General features: G+C 51.4%; 22 protein-coding genes, 1 tRNA gene and 1 riboswitch. Of the genes, 18 read left to right on the top strand and 5 right to left on the bottom strand.

Annotated features, from left to right (window positions below; genetic code table 11):
- Positions 1-247 precede the first annotated feature (247 nt).
- From MHI43_RS23575 to MHI43_RS23560, 4 genes are all read left to right on the top strand, one after another.
- Positions 248-2,011 carry a glycerol-3-phosphate dehydrogenase/oxidase gene (locus MHI43_RS23575; protein ID WP_036660170.1) on the top strand — a complete coding sequence of 588 codons (1,764 nt, stop codon included), beginning with the start codon at positions 248-250 and terminating at the stop codon, positions 2,009-2,011.
- 325 nt (positions 2,012-2,336) lie between these two features.
- A complete protein-coding gene (locus MHI43_RS23570) occupies positions 2,337-3,146 on the top strand; it encodes an HAD-IIA family hydrolase (protein WP_015736729.1) in 810 nt (269 codons plus the stop codon).
- A gap of 70 nt (positions 3,147-3,216) precedes the next feature.
- The gene (locus MHI43_RS23565) at positions 3,217-3,822 is read left to right on the top strand and encodes a glycerol-3-phosphate responsive antiterminator (RefSeq protein WP_009593577.1); all 606 of its coding nucleotides are present in this window, start codon (positions 3,217-3,219) and stop codon (positions 3,820-3,822) included.
- Positions 3,823-3,864: 42 nt separating this feature from the next.
- Positions 3,865-4,578: an MgtC/SapB family protein gene (locus MHI43_RS23560; protein WP_009593619.1), complete on the top strand. Its 714-nt coding sequence runs from the start codon at positions 3,865-3,867 to the stop codon at positions 4,576-4,578.
- Between the two features lie 125 nt (positions 4,579-4,703).
- Here MHI43_RS23560 and MHI43_RS23555 read toward each other — a convergent pair whose 3' ends face one another.
- Entirely contained in the window at positions 4,704-5,387 is a 684-nt protein-coding gene (locus MHI43_RS23555; RefSeq protein WP_036660173.1) for a lysoplasmalogenase, read from the bottom strand.
- Between the two features lie 277 nt (positions 5,388-5,664).
- Between MHI43_RS23555 and MHI43_RS23550 the strand changes: the two genes are divergently transcribed.
- The 3 genes from MHI43_RS23550 (at position 5,665) to MHI43_RS23540 (ending at position 7,773) form a co-directional block, all read left to right on the top strand.
- Positions 5,665-6,645, top strand: a complete 981-nt coding sequence (locus tag MHI43_RS23550; RefSeq protein ID WP_036660175.1) for a copper amine oxidase N-terminal domain-containing protein — start codon at positions 5,665-5,667, stop codon at positions 6,643-6,645.
- A 134-nt stretch (positions 6,646-6,779) separates the two neighbouring features.
- Positions 6,780-6,863, top strand: a tRNA-Leu gene (locus tag MHI43_RS23545).
- Between the two features lie 184 nt (positions 6,864-7,047).
- Complete coding sequence (locus MHI43_RS23540) at positions 7,048-7,773, top strand: hypothetical protein (protein ID WP_235201621.1); 726 nt, start codon at positions 7,048-7,050, stop codon at positions 7,771-7,773.
- Positions 7,774-7,873: 100 nt separating this feature from the next.
- Here MHI43_RS23540 and MHI43_RS23535 read toward each other — a convergent pair whose 3' ends face one another.
- Together MHI43_RS23535 and MHI43_RS23530 are read right to left on the bottom strand one after the other, a co-directional pair.
- A complete protein-coding gene (locus MHI43_RS23535) occupies positions 7,874-8,065 on the bottom strand; it encodes a hypothetical protein (RefSeq protein WP_036660178.1) in 192 nt (63 codons plus the stop codon).
- A 170-nt stretch (positions 8,066-8,235) separates the two neighbouring features.
- A complete protein-coding gene (locus tag MHI43_RS23530; RefSeq protein WP_009593788.1) occupies positions 8,236-8,835 on the bottom strand; it encodes a helix-turn-helix transcriptional regulator in 600 nt (199 codons plus the stop codon).
- Positions 8,836-9,123: 288 nt separating this feature from the next.
- Positions 9,124-9,223: riboswitch (purine riboswitch) on the top strand.
- Positions 9,224-9,298: 75 nt separating this feature from the next.
- Between MHI43_RS23530 and MHI43_RS23525 the strand changes: the two genes are divergently transcribed.
- The 5 genes from MHI43_RS23525 (at position 9,299) to MHI43_RS23505 (ending at position 12,795) form a co-directional block, all read left to right on the top strand.
- Positions 9,299-10,729, top strand: coding sequence for an NAD(P)/FAD-dependent oxidoreductase (locus MHI43_RS23525; protein ID WP_036660180.1), 1,431 nt, complete (start codon positions 9,299-9,301; stop codon positions 10,727-10,729).
- A 203-nt stretch (positions 10,730-10,932) separates the two neighbouring features.
- Positions 10,933-11,220: a Dabb family protein gene (locus tag MHI43_RS23520; protein ID WP_015736721.1), complete on the top strand. Its 288-nt coding sequence runs from the start codon at positions 10,933-10,935 to the stop codon at positions 11,218-11,220.
- A gap of 41 nt (positions 11,221-11,261) precedes the next feature.
- Positions 11,262-11,684 carry a HepT-like ribonuclease domain-containing protein gene (locus tag MHI43_RS23515; RefSeq protein WP_009593787.1) on the top strand — a complete coding sequence of 141 codons (423 nt, stop codon included), beginning with the start codon at positions 11,262-11,264 and terminating at the stop codon, positions 11,682-11,684.
- Between the two features lie 280 nt (positions 11,685-11,964).
- On the top strand, positions 11,965-12,417 hold the full coding sequence (locus tag MHI43_RS23510) for a DUF948 domain-containing protein (RefSeq protein WP_036660182.1): 453 nt from the start codon (positions 11,965-11,967) through the stop codon (positions 12,415-12,417).
- A gap of 15 nt (positions 12,418-12,432) precedes the next feature.
- Positions 12,433-12,795, top strand: coding sequence for a YtxH domain-containing protein (locus tag MHI43_RS23505; RefSeq protein ID WP_036660184.1), 363 nt, complete (start codon positions 12,433-12,435; stop codon positions 12,793-12,795).
- Positions 12,796-12,923: 128 nt separating this feature from the next.
- On the opposite strand, the gene MHI43_RS23500 is transcribed toward MHI43_RS23505, so the two are convergent.
- Positions 12,924-14,021 (bottom strand): nitric oxide synthase oxygenase, encoded by a 1,098-nt coding sequence (locus tag MHI43_RS23500; RefSeq protein ID WP_051425284.1) that lies wholly within the window; start codon positions 14,019-14,021, stop codon positions 12,924-12,926.
- A gap of 231 nt (positions 14,022-14,252) precedes the next feature.
- Between MHI43_RS23500 and racE the strand changes: the two genes are divergently transcribed.
- The 6 genes from racE to MHI43_RS23470 all read left to right on the top strand — a co-directional run bounded on the left by racE (position 14,253) and on the right by MHI43_RS23470 (position 18,021).
- Positions 14,253-15,059: a glutamate racemase gene (gene racE / locus MHI43_RS23495; RefSeq protein ID WP_009593789.1), complete on the top strand. Its 807-nt coding sequence runs from the start codon at positions 14,253-14,255 to the stop codon at positions 15,057-15,059.
- Between the two features lie 237 nt (positions 15,060-15,296).
- A complete protein-coding gene (locus MHI43_RS23490) occupies positions 15,297-16,499 on the top strand; it encodes a M14 family metallopeptidase (protein WP_036660271.1) in 1,203 nt (400 codons plus the stop codon).
- A gap of 194 nt (positions 16,500-16,693) precedes the next feature.
- Positions 16,694-16,969, top strand: coding sequence for a hypothetical protein (locus tag MHI43_RS23485; protein ID WP_036660186.1), 276 nt, complete (start codon positions 16,694-16,696; stop codon positions 16,967-16,969).
- Positions 16,970-17,072: 103 nt separating this feature from the next.
- The gene (locus MHI43_RS23480) at positions 17,073-17,375 is read left to right on the top strand and encodes a heme biosynthesis protein HemY (RefSeq protein ID WP_009593786.1); all 303 of its coding nucleotides are present in this window, start codon (positions 17,073-17,075) and stop codon (positions 17,373-17,375) included.
- A 30-nt stretch (positions 17,376-17,405) separates the two neighbouring features.
- Positions 17,406-17,627: a DUF1450 domain-containing protein gene (locus MHI43_RS23475; RefSeq protein ID WP_015736716.1), complete on the top strand. Its 222-nt coding sequence runs from the start codon at positions 17,406-17,408 to the stop codon at positions 17,625-17,627.
- A 127-nt stretch (positions 17,628-17,754) separates the two neighbouring features.
- Positions 17,755-18,021, top strand: coding sequence for a hypothetical protein (locus MHI43_RS23470; protein ID WP_009593780.1), 267 nt, complete (start codon positions 17,755-17,757; stop codon positions 18,019-18,021).
- Between the two features lie 324 nt (positions 18,022-18,345).
- On the opposite strand, the gene MHI43_RS23465 is transcribed toward MHI43_RS23470, so the two are convergent.
- A complete protein-coding gene (locus tag MHI43_RS23465) occupies positions 18,346-20,331 on the bottom strand; it encodes an LTA synthase family protein (RefSeq protein ID WP_015736715.1) in 1,986 nt (661 codons plus the stop codon).
- Positions 20,332-20,413: the final 82 nt, after the last annotated feature.

Raw genomic sequence — 20,413 nt, 5'->3', positions numbered from 1 at the left:
TAATCATATTGATTGCATAAAGCGGCGGAGACGACGGAGAACCCTTTTGCTTACATGCATACCGTATTTGGTATGCATTCCGAGCAGAAGCGGTTCTTTTTTTTAGATTATTGAATGTAAAAGTTATAAGCGAAGCTGAACCCATTCGATAATCGCAAGAAAAACGTCCACTAAATGCGGTCTGTCTTCTGTGAAGGTACGTCGATAGATGTTTTTCTTATTATATGTTGAGAGAGGAGAATGTCAGGTGGACACAAGCTTATCCGCCAAGATGCGGACCCGTTATTTACAGGACATGTCGGCAAATAAGCTGGATGTGCTGGTGATTGGCGGCGGTATCACGGGGGCGGGCATTGCTTGGGACGCCAGCTGCAGAGGGATGAGCGTGGGCTTGGTGGAGATGAATGATTTTGCTTCGGGAACGAGCGGCAGATCAACGAAGCTGATCCACGGGGGACTCCGGTATTTGAAGCAAGGGGAAATCGGCCTGGTACGGAAGGTGGGCTCCGAACGGGCACTGCTTCACCGCAGCGCTCCGCACCTGGTGGAGCCGATCCCCATGCTGCTCCCTATTTATAAAAAAGGCACTTATGGTTATTTTGCCAGCTGCGTCGGATTGTATCTGTATGATAGGCTGGCGGGTGTCAAACGCAGCGAACGGCGGAAGATGTTTCGGAGGGAAAGCACCTTGGCCCTTGAACCGCTCTTTCGGAAGGAGGGATTGAAAGGTTCCGGTTATTATTACGAATACCGCACCGATGATGCTCGTTTGACGGTCGAAGTGGTAAAGTCTGCAAGGGCTAAGGGAGCGCACATCGCGAATTACGCCAAGGTTCGTGAGTTCATTTATCGAGGAGGAAAAGTAGCGGGTGCACAGGTAGAAGACCAATTGAGCGGGGAGACCTATGCGATATACGCCAAAAAAATCATAAACGCCGCCGGTCCATGGGTGGATCAGGTCAGGCTGAAGGATCATTCGCTCAAGGGCAAGCAGCTGCTCTTAACAAAGGGCGTTCACCTGGTGGTGGATCATGCCAAGCTTCCCGTACGACAGGCCGCTTATTTTGATGTGCCGGGCGGCCGTATGATTTTTGCCATTCCGCGGGAGGGCAAGACGTATATCGGAACGACTGATACAGTCTATAAAGGGTCGATTGAGACGCCCGGCATTACCGAGGAAGACCGGCGCTATCTCATCGATGCGGTCAATCATGCGTTTCCGGAAGCAGGGCTGAAGCCAAGCGATATCGAATCCGGATGGGCGGGACTGCGGCCGCTCGTTCGCGAGGAAGGAAAAGGTCCTTCGGAAATATCGCGAAAAGATGAGTTGTTTATATCCGATTCCGGGTTGATCACGATTGCGGGCGGAAAGCTGACCGGATTCCGGAGAATGGCCGAAAAGGTCGTTAACCTTGCTGCCAGACAGCTTCAGGACGCCGATGGCACCATCTATCCTCCCTGTACGACGGATCGGGTTCCGATAAGCGGAGGAGACCTGAACGGACTCACCTATGCGGAAGCTCAGGAGAAGCTTATTAAACAGGGCGAATCCCTCGGCATCAGGCACGATGACGTGAGGAGCCTTATGACCAGGTATGGTACCGATACCCTTGAACTGTTTAAACGGATCAAGGCTGCTTCCGACAAAACAGAAGCTGTCGGATTTAGATTGCTGCGTGCCGAAATCGAGTATTCCATCGAATGCGAAATGACGATGAGTGCCGTGGATTTTCTGTTAAGAAGAACAGGCTGGATGTTATTCGACCGGCCCAAAACCGAGCGAGTCATTGCTTCCGTCATGAGCTTGATGGGAGAATACTTAGAGTGGGATCATGAGGAAGTCGACAGGCAATGGGAACTGCTGCAGGACCAATTGCAAGCGGCATGGGGAGTGGCGGAAGGCAGCAGAATGGAGCTGGCTGCAGCTCCGACGGATCGGGAACACGTCAATGAAACGGTCTCCGAAGAAGAAGCCGGGCATCCATCGGCCGTGTCGGCGATGAACCGATAAGGTTTATCATCATGATGATCTTGTCAAATGTAAAATGTGGATGTAGTATAACCATATAAAGTTATAGAGCGGGCAGAGATGATGAGAAGCCCTTTGCATAACGAGAATCTTTCATTTGTCATGAATGAAGGTTTCTTCCATGCAAAGCGCTTCTCATTTTTTTGTATCCGCAAGGAACCGCCGGTCCAGGGACTAAAGGACATGGCGCTGTCATATGTATACCTTACGGACAGGGGCTGGAGATATAACAGAGATATTTGACCAGACCTGTCCCATGACGTTTGCAGGCGAAATTACAGATTGAACATGCAGAGGAGAACGAAGTATGGATCATTTTGCAGGGTATATTTTTGATTTGGACGGAACGATTTATCTTGGGGCCGAGGCCATCGACGGTGCCGTGGAGACCATTCATTACTTGCAGGGACTGGATAAGAGGCTGTTGTTTTTGACCAACAAAACGATAGACTCTAGGGAGAATTATTTAAAGAAATTAGCGAAGCTTGGCATTCAGGTTGAATTGAATCATATTCTGAATCCCGCGCTTGTTACGATTCATTATCTTCAGAAGCATCATCCGGACGCAAAAGTGTACGTCATTGGCGAGGATATATTGAAGGATGAGCTCCTGGACAATGGGATACGATTCGCCTCATCCCCGGAGGAAACCGACGTCGTGGTCGTATCGTGGGATCGGGATTTTCACTACCGTCATCTGGATTTTGCATATCAGGCGATCAAGGGGGGCGCTGAGGTTATTGCTACCCACCCGGATCGAACATGTCCGATGCCTGGCGGTGATGTTCCGGATTGCGGCGGCATGATTGGTGCCATCGAAGGCACTGCCGGCATTACCATTACGACGGTCATGGGCAAACCCTCCGTCTTGACGGCATTGACGGCTCTTGATATTTTGGGAGTGAAGGCCGAAGATTGCCTGATGTCGGGGGATCGGCTGGAGACGGATATCAAGATGGGCAATCAGGCGGGAATGAGCACGGCTTTGGTGCTGACCGGGGTGTCGACCAAGGAGGATCTGATGGACAGCAGCGTGAAGCCCACCTATGTGCTGAATTCGGTTCACGATATTTATCTCAGCGGTACTGCCTTGCAGCAGGCAAACGAAGCACAATGACGAGTATCTACAAAAATATGCCGGGGCAACGGGAGAATTGGAGAGGTTGCGGCGGCAACGAGGTGAAGACATGAAAACCAGTGTTGAAGGTGCACAACGAATTTCGTATTGCTTGAAGCGTAAACCCATTATTACTTCATTAATGAATGCGGATGAACTTCCTGCCGTGTTAGCGACCGAATCGAACATCGTATTTATTCTCAAGACCGATATTTTTATCATTGAATCGATCGTCGAGGAGATTCGCGAGGCAGGCAAGCTTTCGTTTGTGCATTTTGATCTGATTGAAGGGATCGGCAAAGATAAGACGGGAGTTAAGTACTTGGCTGAGAAGGTTGGCATCGACGGGATTGTCACGACAAAAAACACGGCGATTGTGGAAGCAAAGAAGCTGGGCTTGTTAACGGTTCAGCGTCTGTTCGTATTTGACTCCGTCTCCCTGGACAACGGGATCAAGATGATTAAGGCCTCCAATCCCGATGCCATTGAAGTGCTCCCGGGCATGGTGTGCCAGCGGATTATGGAACGTATTCGCGCAGAGGTGGACGTGCCTGTCATTGCAGGGGGGCTCATGATCGATTTGGAGGATTTTGATACGGCTCTAAAGAGCGGTGTAATCGGCATATCCACCTCCAGCAAAGAGTTATGGCGCTGGCAGGATGAACATATGGCATAACGAAGAGCCGCCTTACAAGATGAAGATGGGTGGAGATTAGGAATGGATGTGTTTCAACTGGATACGGAGACCATGCTGATGCGGCTGCTGTTCGCTGCATTGCTCGGTGGTTTGATCGGTTGGGAGCGGGAACGCCGGAATAAGCAGGCCGGGTTAAAAACCCATCTCTTGGTAGCCGTCGGATCGACGCTGATTATGCTGACTTCCATCTACGGGTTTGATTCTGCACTGATCAATCATCCCAATGCGAGGTTTGATCCTGCCCGGCTGGCAGCACAAGTTGTAAGCGGTATCGGTTTTCTTGGTGCCGGAGCCATATTGCGTCGTTCCAATCATATCATTTCAGGTCTGACCACGGCCGCCACTTTATGGGTGGCAGCGGCTATCGGTTTAAGCGTGGGCTCCGGTTTTTACTGGCCTGCGATCATCACGACAGCGATCGTTCTGGTCAGCACGCTGGTGCTGAATAAATTGGAATCGAGGTTTCTCTTTATCAAAAAGTCCGGCAGCTTAAAGATTATCATCGAGGCGGGTGACCGTCCGGTACATGTGAGCACAATTACGGAATTGCTGCAAAAGGCCAATATGACGGTGGAAGGCATGATCGTGAACAATGACACGACGGAAGACGATTCGACCAAGGTCACAATGGAATTCCGGGTATACTCGTTCAACAGCAAGGGAATTAACGGATTGTTCGAGCAGTTGTGGCAGGTAGAGGGGATTAAGCAGGTTCGCATGAACTGGCGTGATTAAGGACTCGGCGTTGCTTCGTTGCTTGATAGGGGAGTTATGGACCGACATATCATGGAACATGAAGCGGTGAAATGTCCTGTAAAAGCTGAGCCCGGGGGAACCCGGACTCGGCTTTTTTTGGTTTTCTAATGGATGGCGGAAGCATTGAGTGACGAGTCGCCCCTGTTCCGCGCTTTCGTCCAGTTAAAAGCCGAGATGCTTCTGGCTATCAGAAACTGGGCTGCATAATACGTGGTCATGATCCATACGTTCGAATAAAGGATATCGGAAACAAACATGTTCCAGGACAGGATCGAGTCCGAGATGACAAAGAGCAGACTTCCAAGCATGGCTAACCGGTTTCCGGTCATGACGGAGGTCCAGAGCATGGTCGAGATGACCGCAATATAAGCGATGACGGGAAATATCAAAGCCTGCTCCCCGTTTGAGTTGAGAGAGGTCACCAATTGAATGCCCATCCAGACCGAATAGGCCGCAATCGGAACAATGCTGAGGAGGCGGGGAAGCGAATATCGCCATTGTCCCAGAAAGCCGGCCGTATAGAACAGGTGACCGATCAGAAAAAAGGTAAGGCCGACGACAAACCAGATCAGCGTACCGTCACCGATCATGCAGAAGAACAGTCCCGATAACAGAAGATAGTGAACTTTCGTGGCACGGGGCGGGAATTGCCGATATGCAAACAGGATGATGAGCCACATGGGGATGAGCTTGAACAGCAGTTTGATTAGCAAGGGCTCGGAAGGAATGAAGAAAATGTAAAGCAGACTCATGATCAGGATAAACAACGGCAGCGCATATCGTTTCAAATCAATTCCCCCCGTAAGAAATGTAATCTCATGCTTAGACAATTCTTCCTCAGCGCCCCAATTCCTCTTTCCTGATTCTCGACGTAAAGGGGATGTTGAGTGAATATAATGGGGGGTTAGCCATAGCGGACCTGGAGCGTGAGGGGAGGGCATATCCAGTGGCCTGTACGGAGTAACCGGCAGCAATTGCTTTAGGGATGGGTCTATGGGTAATAGATGTTTTATAATGAAATGGAGAAAGGAATAGTGAACTGAGCTGAAGGAGGGAGAGTTCGTGATGAAGAAACGTCAAGCAGTGAAAAAGCTGCTGGCCGGTTTCATGGCGGCAGCGATTGGGATCGCCGTTTTCCAGTTCGGAGGAGAAGAAGTTTGGGCTTCGGGCACATCTTCAGACCAACCTATTGAAGTTAGGGTGAATGGCGGCAAATTGCTGCTGGATTCGCCAGCTTTTATTCATCAAGGGAGGGTGATGGTGCCATTCCGCGGCATTTCGGCAGCAATGGGTGCCGAAGTGCGTTGGAATCAAGCCGATCGGACGGCGGTCGTGAGCAATGGCAAACATACAACGAGTTATACCGTTGGGCATACCCGTGCCATGAAAGACGGCAAGGTCGTGACCTTGGATGCTCCGCCTCTTCTCAGGGAGGGACGGGTTTACATCCCGCTCCGTTTCTCGGCTGAAGGGCTTGGAGGCAAGGTTGCCTGGGATAACAAGGCAAAAGAAGCTATGATTTATCCGCTGCTCACGCCGAAAGAGGCAGAAGCCGCCCTATCCAAAATCAGTGATGAAGCGATCGCGTTCTTGAAAAACAAGGAGTTTGAGAAGCTGGCCGAGCTTGCTCATCCAGACGGAATCACCTTCTCACCGTATGCTCATGTCGACCGGCGGAAGGACGTAACGCTCAGCAAGCAGCAGGTGCGGCAGGGATTGAACAACGACGCCGTCTACCGATGGGGTGAGTTTGACGGCAGCGGAGAACCGATTTCGATGACTTTTGATGACTATTACAAGAAATTCATATATTCGCTGGACTTTGCGAAGGCGCCGTGGATCGGATACAACCAATCGAAGAGCGAAGGAAATACGGTGAACAATGCCAGCAGCCAGTACAGAGAGGCCGGCATCGTGGAGTATTATTATGATGGAGTTGATCCTAATTATGCGGGCATGGACTGGGAAAGCCTGCGGCTAGTGTTTGAGCGGTATGAGGATCGTTGGGTATTGTCCGGCATCATACATGATCAATGGACGATCTGAGACTGGCCTGATTAGTCGAAACCATGATGAAATGATGGTTTCGACATTTTTTTTGAATAAATGCTTGCTTTTTAGCTTGGGGCGTAATATACTCTTAATTACGGTGATCAACACGATCACGACTTACATAATATGCGGTCGTGGCGGAATTGGCAGACGCGCACGGTTCAGGTCCGTGTGGGCTTACCCCCGTGGAGGTTCGAGTCCTCTCGACCGCATCTATGAAGCAAAGCTGTTTTTCAAGTGGAATTCACTTGGAAAACAGCTTTTTTCGTTCCTCTTCATGTGGAAATCGCGTTATACTGAATAGGAGGTACCGTTCCGTATGAGGGTGATGGAATGGGACGAATAGCGTAAATAGCCGTTACGGTTGGTATTTTAGAACATAAGGGGTGTGATCGCATGATAAAACCTCGAAACAGGATGGGCTTTATGCTGATGATGTTGATCGCAGTCAGCGTAGCTGTCGGATGCCAGTCATCGGATAAAGGGAATGGGGCCGGGCCTTTGCCGACTGAAGCATCGGCGAATTCCCCCAAGGGAGATATTCCTCAGGCAGCGCCGCCTTCCGGCACGGATGAAACCTCAGGCCATACGGATGGCAGCGCAGGAAACGGTTCCGCAGCAGACACGCAAGAAGATCCAGCGGCCGAACCCGATGTGGATTTATCGGATGTGACGGCAGTCCGGCTCGTTAATCATAACTCAGGCTGGATCGGCGGAGAAGGCTGGATTGCTTTTAGTGATGACGGAGGCACGGAATGGGAGGTTCAAGCTCAGCCGAAGGGCACAGTACGCCAAATCTTTGCGCTGAACGGAAAGCAGGCCTGGACCGTGATGGAGAATAACGATCTGTACCGTACGACGGATGGCGGAGAAACATGGAACCGGATAGGAAGCACGCCGAATGCCGGCTTTCTCCATTTTATCTCGCCCGAAACGGGATTCAGCGGTCAAGCCAAAACCGAGGACGGAGGCAAGACCTGGAGCATTCAGGATATGCCGGATACGACCACCCGAGGCCATGACCAAAGAGCCGCCACTGACGGAGTCGTTCAACATTTCAAAAACGATGGCGTTAAGCCTGGGAAATTGTACGTTATAAACGAGACGAAGACCCATAACTAATCATAACAAAGCAGACCGGAAAATTACCGGCCTGCTTTTTTTGAGCTTATGCCTAAATGTTCATCAAGAATCAGGCAGAACGACGAGCCTCGCATGGTTTTTAAGGGAGCTCTTTGAATATTCTTCGGGAGCCTGCCCAAATACCGGCTGCAATTCCGAAAAAACCGAAGAGGGATACCAGGGCCATCAGATTGTAGGAGTGCCATCCGAGCAGGAATCCGATGCCGCTTCCCATGGTCGTTCCAGCCAGCAATCCCAGTGAAGCGCCAATTTCCTTCTGACGCAGCTTCATTCGTCAGTCACCTCATTCCTGGATGCTTTCGTATGCCCGATGTTACTTGTATTCCCTGAAAACCTCAAACTATGCCATGACACAAAATAAGCCCGGCTTGGCCGAATGGAGTCCGGCAAGCAGAGCAATTGTGTCAGATCATAAGTATGGTTATTGGTTTAACGGTAGTTTTATCGGGACTCTTGCTTCAGTGCGCAATCTGCGAATAACACAGACTTAGGGATTCGAAAGAACTGTTCCGCTTTCTCCTGGAATGCTGCTGAAGGTACGGTGCCTTGGTGCAGCCATTTGCGGAACGTGCCGGGATGCACGCCGATCCAGCGGCTGACATCGCTCACCGACAAATCATGAACCATGCACAGGCCTGTCAGAATCCGATTGCTGACCGGAGAGCGTGTCAGGGTGCGTTTCATGAATCGGGAAGGCGCTGGCTGACAGATCAAGGGCGACTTGTCCAGCAATTCTTCTCTGAAGAGAATGTGGCGGGGATAACCCAAGTAGTCGCAGGCTTTCTCCAGGTTGTTTTTTCCGGGAACGCGTCCCTCATATACCCAGGCGCTGACGCTACGGGAGGATACTCCCAGTTCCTCGGCCAATTGCGACAATTTGATATCGTTGGCCATAAGTACGGCTAGCAGGACGCGGTTACGAATTTGGCAGCGGGTCGGCCGACGAAAGCGCTTGACTCGCACGCCTTTCCCCAAATATTTACGGTTGATCAGGGACCACGCCTCAATGGAGTGTTTTTCTTGCTGCAGTTGTGTAGGCATAATTCCTCCGATTTTTTTTAACACAATACTACAATATTCGACACTAGCTTTTCAATAGCCAATCACTAAACATTTGTTTCCATTTCGTTGTTACATGATTTATGGAGCCGGCGCGGTGGTTCGATAGACCTACAATGTGTATTTGGTCTTGTTGGAACATTGTTCGTATTTTTATAAAAATTAACGAGAATGCCCCTGGATAAATCGAAATTTATCTCAAAAGACGAACAATTTCAAATATTCGTATTGACTCATTCGTAATTACGTTTTATATTAACTATGGTTGTTGAAGAGAAAAATAGGCTTATTCGTATATCCCTGAAAATAAGGTTCAGGGGTTTCTACAAGGGACCTTAAATTCCTGACTACGAATAGGGTGCGCAAGCATACCTATTCGGAGCAGGATTTTTTTGTGCCTGAAATCGGTGTGCGCAAACGACAGTCAAACACACAGGGGGATATGATGAGCAAATATGATGTTATCGTTGTTGGTGCCGGTCCTGCGGGAATTTTTGCATGTTATGAGCTGACATTGAAATCACCGGGCAGCAGGGTGCTGCTGGTTGACAAGGGACATGATATTTACCGGAGAAGCTGTCCGATTCTGGAGGAGAAGATTAAGCTGTGTCCTCCGGCGGTAGGCCGGAAGGAATTCGCCGGTTGCCTGCCGGCCTGCTCGATTACGGCCGGATTTGGTGGAGCCGGGGCATACAGTGACGGCAAATTCAACATAACCACAGAGTTTGGCGGCTGGATGACCGATTATTTGCCCGGATCCAAAGTCATGGAGCTCATTCAATATGTGGATGCCATCAACCTGGAGCATGGGGCGACGCCTGCCATTACAGATCCGACGACCCATGCGATCTGCGATATTGAACAGCGAGGATACGCAGCAGGCCTTAAGCTGCTTCGCGCACAGGTAAGACATCTTGGAACCGAGCAGAATTTGGAAATCCTGAAGTCGATTTATGAATATTTAAAGACAAGGATTGATATGGCATTCCGGGCGGAGGTCGAGGACATCGTCACCGTCAAGGAGGACGGCACCCACCGCGTCACCGGCATCGCGATGAAGGGCGGAGAGGTCCATGAGGCGAATCTGGTGATGGTTGCCCCCGGCCGCGACGGGTCTGCCTGGTTGACCGGCATTCTTAAAAAACGCAGATTGAAAATGCATAATAACCAAGTGGATGTCGGCGTGCGCGTCGAAACCTCGGATGTGGTCATGCGTGAAATCAACGAGCATTTGTATGAAGGCAAATTCATCTTCAACACTTCGGTCGGGACCCGCGTGCGGACATTCTGCAGTAATCCTTCCGGCCATGTCGTGGTGGAAAACCACAGCGGCGTCATGGCCGCTAACGGCCATTCCTACAAGGATCCGGCATTGGGCTCGGCCAATACGAACTTTGCGCTGCTGGTATCCCATAAGTTTACGGAGCCGTTTGATAAGCCTAACGAATACGCGCGCGAAATATGCAAGCGGGCGAATGATCTGTCCAGCGGCGGGGTCATCGTGCAGAAATTCGGCGACGTGCTTCGCGGCCGGAGATCCACCGAGGGCAGAATCCGCGAAGGGTTTCTTGAGCCGACGCTGAAGGAAGCCGTTCCAGGCGATCTTGGCTTGGTGCTGCCTTACAATACGATGAAAAGTCTGATCGAGATGGTTGAAGCGCTTGATCAAGTCACACCGGGGATCGCGTCGGAGCACACGTTGTTCTACGGCGTCGAGGCCAAGTTTTACTCCGCAAGGCCGAAGCTGTCGGATTCCTTCGAGACGGAGATCAAGGGGCTGTATTGCGGCGGGGATGGCGCCGGAATTACCCGAGGGCTTGCTCAGGCAGGAGCCGCCGGGGTCTGGATTGCCCGGAACATGCTGAACCATATTTAGCGCATAAATCCAAATCGCTGGCATTTTAATAGGATGTTCATTCAGGAGCACGTTCTGGCGCCGTCCAGTTGGTGCTCCTGTTTGGTTATATCTGGCGAGCCTTGTATGTTCCTCATGTTCGTGGGAGCGATTTCTTTTTCCGGTCGAACGGGGTATGATAGATACGAGAGATTACATATATGCTAGAGATGGAGGAACGGACGATGATTAAACATATTGTTTTTTTCAAATTGAAGGATCCAACCGCAGAGAATATTGAGAAAACCGTGCAGGTGCTGCGCGACATGGACGGGAAAATTCCGATGCTGAGATCCCTTGAAGCGGGTGCCGATGTGATCCGCTCCGAGCGCTCTTATGATTTGGCTTTGATCGTTGAAGTGGACAATCTTGAAGATTTGCAGGCTTATGCCGTTCACCCCGTACACCAGGAAGTGATCCAATACATCAATACGGTGAAAGATCATACGCTTAGCGTTGATTTTGAAGTGTAGGCGTAGATAGACTTACAACAACAGGCTGGAGGAGATTTGCGGTGTATTATGTGAATCAAGAGCAAATTGAACGGCGGCTGAACGCAATTCCGGACATTGCGGAAGGTTTGCGGGCCGCGGCGCAATCGTGGGACGGAGGCCTGGTGCTGGGCCTGGTTCAGGAGCGTGCGCTTCATCTGGCGATCGAGGTCGTCACGGATGTGGGCAGCTACCTGATCGACGGATTTATTATGCGGGATGCCAGCAGTTACGAAGATATCATGGATATCAATCATGAGGAAAAGGTGTTTCCGCAAGAGGTTCATAAGGTTCTGATGGAGCTGGTTCGTTTACGTAAGCCGCTCGTACAGGACTACTATGATTGGGACCGGCAGGCGTTGCATTCTTTAACGCCCGTGCTGCCCGATGTGCTGGAGCAGTTTGCGGGAAACGTTCGCGAATATTTAAAGAACGAACTGTACTGATGGCTGCTTAGCTTAGCTTGAATGATATCTCCCATGCCCGCATGGGCTCGCTCATCTATATGACTCATGGAAGAACAGACCTTCAGGGAAATCCTCTGACCGGTCTGTTTTTTGTTGAATTCGTACCGTTGCCGGCATGTTCCTTGAGCGGGCGGGGATATTCGTTGTTCTCTGGCCGCAATAAAAAGATCGCCGATGTTGTGTCAAGACAAGCCCATCCTGCTTATAATGCATCAAGCGACTAGGCATTCGCCCGGTCGGACGAAAGGAGGAGTTCCCGATGACAGAATGGAGTGCGCTGGCCGCTGCCGCCGGCATCGTGCTGATCGCGGTTGCCGCGGTGGTCATGATGCTGTCGATTAGAAAGCTGATGCGGCGGGCTGAGACCCTGCTGGGCCGGCTTGAAGAAGACAGCGCCCGATTGGCACAGGAGGCTTCGCAAGTGCTTGAGCAGGCTTCCGTCTCTTTGGAGATGATACAGCGTCAGCTGGCAGCCGGCGAAGCTTTTACCGCTTCCATGTCCAGTGCAGCGACAGCCGTAGCCAAGACGGCCGATGCGGTTCATGCTGTGGGGAAAAAAGCTTCCATAACGGCCATTGAGCATCTGGAACGTGCTCGCCTCGATAATGAACGGCAGATCGGGGAGATGTTCCGTTGGGTGGATGCCGGGATGACGCTCTGGCATTCCTGGAACAAATATGCCTCCAAGTCCGGCGAAGGGCAAGCCAAATAGAAGGAGAGATGGGATATGAAAGAGAAGAGCAAAGGACTCCTCTGGGGAGTATTGATCGGCAGTGTTGCAGGTTCTGTTACCGCACTTCTTCTGGCTCCGAAATCCGGCAAAGAGCTTCGGGATGACATTGCTGACGGCGCACGCGGAATCGGTGCCAAGGTGCAGGAGGCAGCGGAGAAGGTAGGAGAGCAGGGCGTTAATCTGATCGGCATCATGACGGATCGTGCCGAGCATGTCATCTCCGACATTCAGTCCTGGCGGAACCGGCAGGAGAGCTGGCTGGCAGAAGAGGAAATCGCACAGGTGTCCTCGTTTGATGAGGATTTTGAAGAAGAGGCGTATGTGCCCTCTGTTTCGGAAGAGAAGATCAACGATTAAAACCAGGATCATCAGTCTTCAGCACATCGATTACGGGAATATGGATCACGCCAAAATACATGAAAAGCCGGGGCGGCGCCAAACGCCCCGGCTTTGCTGCGTTTAGTGTTTAGCATGGTCAGGCGGGATTATTGTTCCTTGTTCCTATAATGGAAATTCGGCGAACGCATGTCATTATGATAGGATGCATGAAAAATATGCGTGGTGGCCGGCGAAACCGGAGGAATCAGCCAGCTCCAGTCTCCGGTAAGCTCGCGCCCGGCCTGCGCTTCACGCCGTTCGAACAGACCGAACTGGGCTGCAGCCGAGTGATGGTCCACGATGCTGACGCCCCCCTTTTTGTAGGAATAAAGCACGGCCACATTGAGTTCGACCAGTGCACGATCCCTCCACAAGGTGGCTTCGCTTGAAGTCTCCAGTCCCATCAGCTTGGCGATGAGCGGAAGCTTGTTGTAACGGGCCTCGTCTGCGAGGTTGCGGGCACCGATTTCGGTTCCCATATACCATCCGTTGAACGGAGCGGCCGTATACGTAACGCCCCCGATCTCAAGCAGCATGTCCGAGATGAGAGGCACCCCGTACCATTTTAACCCTTCCTCTTTAAGCTCCGGAAGATCAGGATGCTCCAGGCAGACCTCCAGCACGGAGGATTTCGGTATCGGCAGCCACTCGGGCGGCTCATTCCCCTGCTGCACCACCAGCGGCAGCACATCATGGGCGGTCAAGTCACCCTGCCAACCCATCTCCATGCATTCCTTCGTGAAGGCGATCGAAGCCGGGTCGCCAATCGTGCCGTCGGGCGTTTCGTAACCCGCATACCGAATCAATTGATGGTTTTTGATCATTAGGGGAGCTTCCCCGGGACGTGCAGCTCTGAAAATGGTAATCGTAGGTATGATCTTTCCGCCATTGGTGGCACTCTCGATATGGTGGAGAAGCGCCGAAAAGATGTCGGAGGTCTCCGTTAAGTGTCTGGCATCAATGACCTTCAGACGATCCCAAAACAGTCTCCCGATACAGCGGTTGCTGTTTCGCCAGGCCATTTTGGCCCCGTGCGTCAGTTCCTCTAGCGTATGTTCATATGTACCTGTCCGCTCGATCTGTGAGCGGATGTCGCTGATCCGGGACTGCACTTCTTCCCCGGTCCGGTTTAACTCTGCATAACAGAGCCCGATAAACTGCTCCGCAGCCTGAAAAAGGCCGGTGCGATGTATGCTGTCATTCACGTGAGATTCTCCTTTTCTATACGCGCGCTTACTATAGTATAAACTACCTAAGCTCCGCATCTGGAGCAAGAGTCCTACAATTGCTTGAACATTGTATCCAAGGTTTTTCACAACGGCGCCCTTGTTGAAGATAGGGGGGAATTGGGGTAAGATTTAAGGTACATTTCGATCCGAAATGACATATGGTATCACTGTAAACCATGAATTTGACAAGAAGGAAGCGGTGGGTTCGTGCAGCAAGCAATCGCAATACTAGACTCGGGTGTGGGCGGGCTGACTGTCGCCAAAGAAGTGATGAGACAGCTCCCGAGAGAGAAGATTATTTATTTCGGAGATACAGCCCGCGCACCCTACGGACCCCGTACACCGGAAGAAGTCCGTTTATTTACGGAGCAAATCGTAGATTATTTAATTCAATATGATCCCAAAATGATCGTTATCGCCTGTAATACGGCAACGGCGGCGGCGCTTGATTATATTTCGTCCAAAGTGCCTGTGCCGGTCATCGGTGTCATTCATCCAGGGGCACGAGCCGCCATAAGCGCAACGAAGACCGGACACGTCGGCGTGATCGGTACGGTCGGAACCATTGGCAGCGGAGCGTATACAGCGGCTCTGAAACAGCTGTCGCCATATATCGGGGTAGAGAGTCAAGCCTGCCCCGAACTGGTACCGCTCGTCGAACACGGATTGTTCCGGTCCAAGGATTCCCTGCAGGTGGTGGAGCGATCGCTACGAGGCATCAAGGATACCTCCATTGATTGCCTGATCCTGGGGTGTACCCACTATCCGTTTCTCATGAATACGATTCAAACCGTCATGGGGCCGAATGTGAAGCTGATCAGCTCCGCCGATGAGACGGCACGCGAAGTCAGCACGATTCTGTACGATAAAGGCCAGCTCGCGAGCAGCATGGAAGGGCCGGTGCATCAATTTTTCTGTACAGGAGATCCGGAGATTTTTCAGAGCATTGCAACCGAATGGCTTGGTGAGCATATCAAGCGGACGCCGGTGGTATGGCAGATTACGAAGCTATAATTCGCGGTTCATACTTTAAAGCTTATTAAAATGATTACGAATACGAGAATGCAAGGCAGGCAGGACAAGGGATGAGGCCCTTTCCTGCCTTTCTTTGGTTTCACGATCGCCTTCATACGATAGGAAGGGGCTTGGCGCCGTTTCGATCGGCTGCATCATTCATGTCGGACAAGCGGCTGCTCATATACATGGATTGGACGCTAATTGAAGCGGCTTAGCCGCGGAAAGGAATCCATTATGCAGCAATATGTCGTACAGAAAGGCGATACATTAAGACGCGTGGCTGCCAGATACGGTCTGGCGTATGAACAGCTGATTACGGCAAATCCATGGGCCGCCCAACAGCCGTATCTCCAGCAGGGACAAATGCTCTATCTTCCTGCATCGCTGCGCCGGCGGTATGTCATTCAGGAGCATGATACGTTTGATCGTATTGCCAGTGCGTTCCGGTTTCGCAAGGAAGCCTTGGAAGAATTGAATCCCGGTTTATCGGCCAATCAGCTGCCCCGAGGAAAAACGATCGTTCTGCCGGGCCCGACGCAAAAGCATTTGATACGGTTATCCGGCGAGTATGGACCGGGGGATCTGGAGCGCGATATCCAAGAGATGCAGCTGCATTACCCTGCCATCGAGTGGAGCGTCATCGGACGGAGCGTGCTCGGAAAACCCATATATGCGGCCAAAATCGGCAAAGGCCCGAAGAATCTTCACATGAATGCGGCGCTGCATGCCAATGAATGGATCACCACTCCTTGTCTGATGCGATTCATGGAGGAGTACGGCAGAGCGTTGGTCCAAGATTCAACGGTTTATCATCAGGAACCGACGGCCTGGTACCGGGACTATACGCTGTGGGTTGTCCCGATGGCAAACCCGGACGGGGTAGAGCTCGTACAAGAAGGAATCACACCTTCTCAACCATATTATGAACGTCTGCTGGAATGGAATGGCGGTCGCGAGGACTTTCGCCGATGGAAGGCGAATATCAACGGCGTGGATTTGGGGGACCAATTCCCGGCCCATTGGAACGAGGAGGTTGCTCGCAGGGGCAAAACGCGTCCTTCTCCGCAGGATTATGCGGGGGCTAAGCCGCTGAGCGAGCCGGAAGCCGACGCCGTCTATCAGCATACCCTGTCGATCTCTCCGGAACGAGCCGTTTCCCTTCACAGCCAAGGCAGGGAAATTTATTGGAATTACAGGGACTACGAACCTCCGGAAAGCGAGAACATGGCCAGAATAATGGGTCAGGCGGGCGGTTACAGGCCGGTGAAGCTTCAGGGGAGCGATGCGGGCTACAAGGATTGGTTCATCCAGCATTTCAGGAGACCGGGCTTTACGGTGGAGATCGGTTATGGGATTAATCCGCTGCCGCTTGAGGATTTCGAGGACCTGTGCGTCGAGGTGGGATCGATCCTGTCGGCGTTCATGTCTTTGGAATAACCTGATAATGAAACGAGAAGCATTCCTAAACGTATACAAAGATAGAAGAATCGGCCGCTGCTTGTCATGGATCAAGGCAGTGGCCTCTTTTCGCCCTCTGATTGATTGCGGGCCGCATAGGAATGGCCGGGATTTCTTAGAGATTCAGGAATTGGGTAATATATATTCATGCAATTGGAATGGAGGTATACACCATGAAGTGGAGAAGATTATGGTCGCTTCGGCGCTGGTCGCACGTATTCCAGCGGATATTCGGGTACTTGGCCTCTTCCCGGGTTGCTTTAGGGGACAAGCTGTTATTCATGGTTCCGGTTGCGCTGTACTGGGTACTGCCGGATTTCATGCCTTTCCTGCCGATCGATGATATCGGAGTCACGATGCTGCTGATGAACTGGTTCGTATCCCGCGTCGAACGGAAATATCCGGGTTTGCTCGGTGAGAATCAAGGCACGGTCAAGCGCGCAAGGTAAGCGGCCTTCGGGCAGCGGCAATACGGATAGAACCCTTGCGAAAAAGTCGGCAGGGGTCTACAATAACATATTGAATGAAACATCCGTGAGGAGATGAATATACGTGAAATGTAAAATTACCCGCAATGCGGCCAAAGTGATAAAGCGAGAGCTGGACAAGGAAGAAAACAAGGACAAGAAACTTCGCGTGCTGGTTACCCATGCGCATGGCGATCATGCCCACTATGGACTGGATCTGGACACACCTAAGGAAAGCGATGTCGTCGTATCGACGGATAAAGAGATCGACGTCATTTTGGAGGCTGGACAACCTTTTCTGGACGGCGTCAAAATCGACTATCTTTATTTTCCCGAGGAAGGCTTTGTCATTACGAATCCATCCCAAGGGAATCACGGCGACCACTAGGATACTTCAGAACAAAGAAGGTAATGAATAATGGCTAATGATATTCGCGTCTGCGAGAAATGCAGGCATACGAAATTGAAGACAATCATCCCGAAGATTCAGAAAATGGTGCCGGATGCCGACATTAAGATCGGCTGCAAATCCTATTGCGGTCCTTGCGGCAAACGCGCATTCATTTATATCAACGGCCGTTATGTCAGCGCACCTACAGAGGATGAAGTGCTGGCGAAGGCGCTGCCGTTTGTGAAGTAACCAACGGGCTGTTCGGGCCCCCAAATGAAGATTCATGGATTTCCCATTTCTACGGGTATAGTTCCTGGCTCAGCCATCCATGCTAAGAGGGCAACAGGAACAATGACTTTAGAAGGGAGCATCCGTCATGAACAGTCACGATTCCAGTCTTCACTCCAACAGTCCAAGCAACAGCGCGTTAGATTCCGTGGAGAAACTGCACCGGGCCGTATCCTCGGCCATGTCCCATCCGACGGAACAGTTAATTCAGCAAGCGGAGAATTCGTTATCCCATACAGAGCAAGCGGTCGCTCAGGTGATTGAGCAGGGGAACCGAAACGCCGTGGAATTGGCGGAAGAGTTGTTAGGTGAAGAGAAGGAACGCCTGTCCAAGCTTCGTTCGGCTAAAAAGTAAATCATCCTGTGCAAGCCCGTTCCAGAGCTTTCAAGCTTTGAACGGGCTTTTTGGCCAACTTATATGAAGCTGGGGCGGCCATCCTAGAAGAAGCTCAGGTGATATGTGGTGAAGCGTTTGCCAAGATAGGGAAACCGACTCGAGTCAGTGTCCTATTGGGCAGGGGGAAGAAGCAGGCGGCAAGAATAAGGGTCTTCTTGTAAGGGGACATGGTCTTATCGAAAATCGCATTAAAAAACAGGCTGATCATCATGATCAGCCTGTTTTTTTGGTTAAGTGGGGCGCCTGGGTCCTTAGGTCGAACCTAAATCCGAAGCTGTTCTGTTACTCCGTTTCACCCTTGCCCTGTGCTTTAAATAACTTCAAAAGATCGTACGTGATGACTTGGTCCGAGATTTGCAGCTGCTTCCGGGTTTCGTCGTACCCGTCACGGCAGGCCTGGATATCGGTTGGCTGACGCGTTGTCAGATCATAACAGGTTCCACCTTCCAGCCCGGCCGTTTCAGAAGGCAGGTAGAACACCTTCTCTTCGGAAAAAGCGCCGCTGCGCAGCGGAATCAGACGCGGCTTATCATCAAACAGATGGCCCCCGATCCAGTAATACGGCGCTTCCGATACGCCGAGAAGATGAAGGATGCTCGGCGTCACGTTCATCATGCCGGCGGCCTCGGGATATACTCCGGCATTCCCGCCGTCAGGCAGGCGAATGAGCAGGGGGACCTGGTTCATGATCTGTTCCATGTCGAGTGCGTTCAGATCCCGTCCAAGAAACTTCTCATAGTCCGATATTTCCTTGATCGAATTATCGTGATCGCCGTAGATGAGCAGTATGGTATTATCCCACAGCCCTTGCTGCTTCATCTGCTCCTCGAACTGGCCGAAGGCTTCGTCCACATAATGGATCGACTGCAGATAATCCCCGAACATCGTGCCTTCAAACTCTCCAGTATCCAGCTTGCGGGCATCCTTCGGGACATAATACGGATGATGGCTCGTTAACGTAATCAGGAAGGAATAGAAGGGCTGCTCGATGCCTTTCATACGATCCAGCGATTGCGCGAAGAATGCTTTGTCGCTCAGCGACCATCCGAGCACATCGTTCATTTCATAATCCTTCTTGCTGTAAAAACGGTCATAGTTCATTTCCCGATACATCGTCGTCCGGTTCCAGAAGCTGCTGTCATAGGCATGGAACACGTTTGCTGCATAACCCTGCTCCTTCAGAATCTCCGGAAGAGTATCGTACTCGCGGTCGGCATATCGCGTAAACACGGAACCCGTGGGCAGGGGAAGCAGGGAGCTGTGCGTGACAAAGTCCGCATCGGACGTTCGTCCTTGCCCGGTTTGATGGTAGAAATTGCTGAAATACATGCTGTCCTTCATCAAACGGTTGAAGTTGGGGGTAATTTCCTGCCCCCCAATCGACTGGCCAATGACAAAATTCATGAAGGCCTCCGTCTGGATCATGATGACGTTGCTGCCTTTATACTTGCCGAACAAAGCCCCGGTTCCGGATGCTTTCCCATGCTTGGCATCAAACCATGCCTTGACCTGGTTGACCTCTTCCTCTGCCAGCTTCGGCTGGCCGATGAGATGATCCCGGCCGTAACGGTACAGATCATATCCGTGAAAACCGATCAGTCCCGTCACGTTATATAGCGTAATATTCCACCAATTGCCTTCAAAGAGGCCGACAGCCCAAGTATCGGACGCTTTCTTGATGGGAACGAAAGTCATCACCATGCCAAGGAAGAAGACGAGCGCACCAGCTGCCAACCGGCCAAACACCCGTTTCCTCCGATGCCGCTGAAATTCACCCGGGAACCCGTACGTTTGGAAGGTCGTTCTCCGTTTGCGGAACACCATCACGGCCGTAAACGGGACGATGACAACCCAATCGATAAAAAAGAACAGGTCGACGCCGTGTATAAGGGAACGGATGCTGTCTCCGAGCGAGCCGACTTGCCCGGCTTGCATGAGCACCGGCACCGTTATGAAATCATCGAAGTACCGGTAATAGATTAAATCGGCGTACAGGATCCCCGTCCATACCAGATTCAGTAGGGTTAATGAAGCAAGCCGGCCTCTTGCCGGGAGCCATAAGGTCCAGAAGGAGATCAGCAGGAGCGAGCCGACGGCGATCACATAGTCGGCCCGGTCCAGCTTCATGTTGGCAATATGAAGCTGATGATCCAGCATGATCAGCTTGTACATCATGAGGATAAGGAATAACAGATAGGCGGTGTACCGGTAATGCAGTCCTCTGGAGACCCGGCTGCGGATATCGATCCATGACGGCGATGAGAGCACGAGGTTATCCTCCTTTATCTAAAACTGTAACATTCTCGAAACGTTGTCTGATTTCTATGCAAGAACGTCGATAGACGCTTTT

Source organism: Paenibacillus sp. FSL H8-0457, assembly GCF_038051935.1.
Lineage (GTDB): Bacteria > Bacillota > Bacilli > Paenibacillales > Paenibacillaceae > Paenibacillus_AQ > Paenibacillus_AQ lautus_A.
The sequence above is the reverse complement of the archived record's forward strand: the minus strand, read 5'-3'. Positions and strand labels throughout refer to the sequence as shown.

What these genes read in the sequence shown, in the direction of transcription:
- MHI43_RS23535 (WP_036660178.1), bottom strand. Translation starts at nt 8,065, where the DNA reads ATGAAGCTGCGTCAGAAGGAAATTGGCGCTTCACTGGGATTGCTGGCT.
- MHI43_RS23540 (WP_235201621.1), top strand. Translation starts at nt 7,048, where the DNA reads ATGATAAAACCTCGAAACAGGATGGGCTTTATGCTGATGATGTTGATC.
- MHI43_RS23565 (WP_009593577.1), top strand. Translation starts at nt 3,217, where the DNA reads ATGAAAACCAGTGTTGAAGGTGCACAACGAATTTCGTATTGCTTGAAG.
- MHI43_RS23560 (WP_009593619.1), top strand. Translation starts at nt 3,865, where the DNA reads ATGGATGTGTTTCAACTGGATACGGAGACCATGCTGATGCGGCTGCTG.
- MHI43_RS23485 (WP_036660186.1), top strand. Translation starts at nt 16,694, where the DNA reads ATGAAGTGGAGAAGATTATGGTCGCTTCGGCGCTGGTCGCACGTATTC.
- MHI43_RS23510 (WP_036660182.1), top strand. Translation starts at nt 11,965, where the DNA reads ATGACAGAATGGAGTGCGCTGGCCGCTGCCGCCGGCATCGTGCTGATC.
- MHI43_RS23550 (WP_036660175.1), top strand. Translation starts at nt 5,665, where the DNA reads ATGAAGAAACGTCAAGCAGTGAAAAAGCTGCTGGCCGGTTTCATGGCG.
- MHI43_RS23570 (WP_015736729.1), top strand. Translation starts at nt 2,337, where the DNA reads ATGGATCATTTTGCAGGGTATATTTTTGATTTGGACGGAACGATTTAT.
- MHI43_RS23520 (WP_015736721.1), top strand. Translation starts at nt 10,933, where the DNA reads ATGATTAAACATATTGTTTTTTTCAAATTGAAGGATCCAACCGCAGAG.
- MHI43_RS23490 (WP_036660271.1), top strand. Translation starts at nt 15,297, where the DNA reads ATGCAGCAATATGTCGTACAGAAAGGCGATACATTAAGACGCGTGGCT.
- MHI43_RS23470 (WP_009593780.1), top strand. Translation starts at nt 17,755, where the DNA reads ATGAACAGTCACGATTCCAGTCTTCACTCCAACAGTCCAAGCAACAGC.
- MHI43_RS23525 (WP_036660180.1), top strand. Translation starts at nt 9,299, where the DNA reads ATGAGCAAATATGATGTTATCGTTGTTGGTGCCGGTCCTGCGGGAATT.
- MHI43_RS23530 (WP_009593788.1), bottom strand. Translation starts at nt 8,835, where the DNA reads ATGCCTACACAACTGCAGCAAGAAAAACACTCCATTGAGGCGTGGTCC.
- MHI43_RS23475 (WP_015736716.1), top strand. Translation starts at nt 17,406, where the DNA reads ATGGCTAATGATATTCGCGTCTGCGAGAAATGCAGGCATACGAAATTG.
- MHI43_RS23505 (WP_036660184.1), top strand. Translation starts at nt 12,433, where the DNA reads ATGAAAGAGAAGAGCAAAGGACTCCTCTGGGGAGTATTGATCGGCAGT.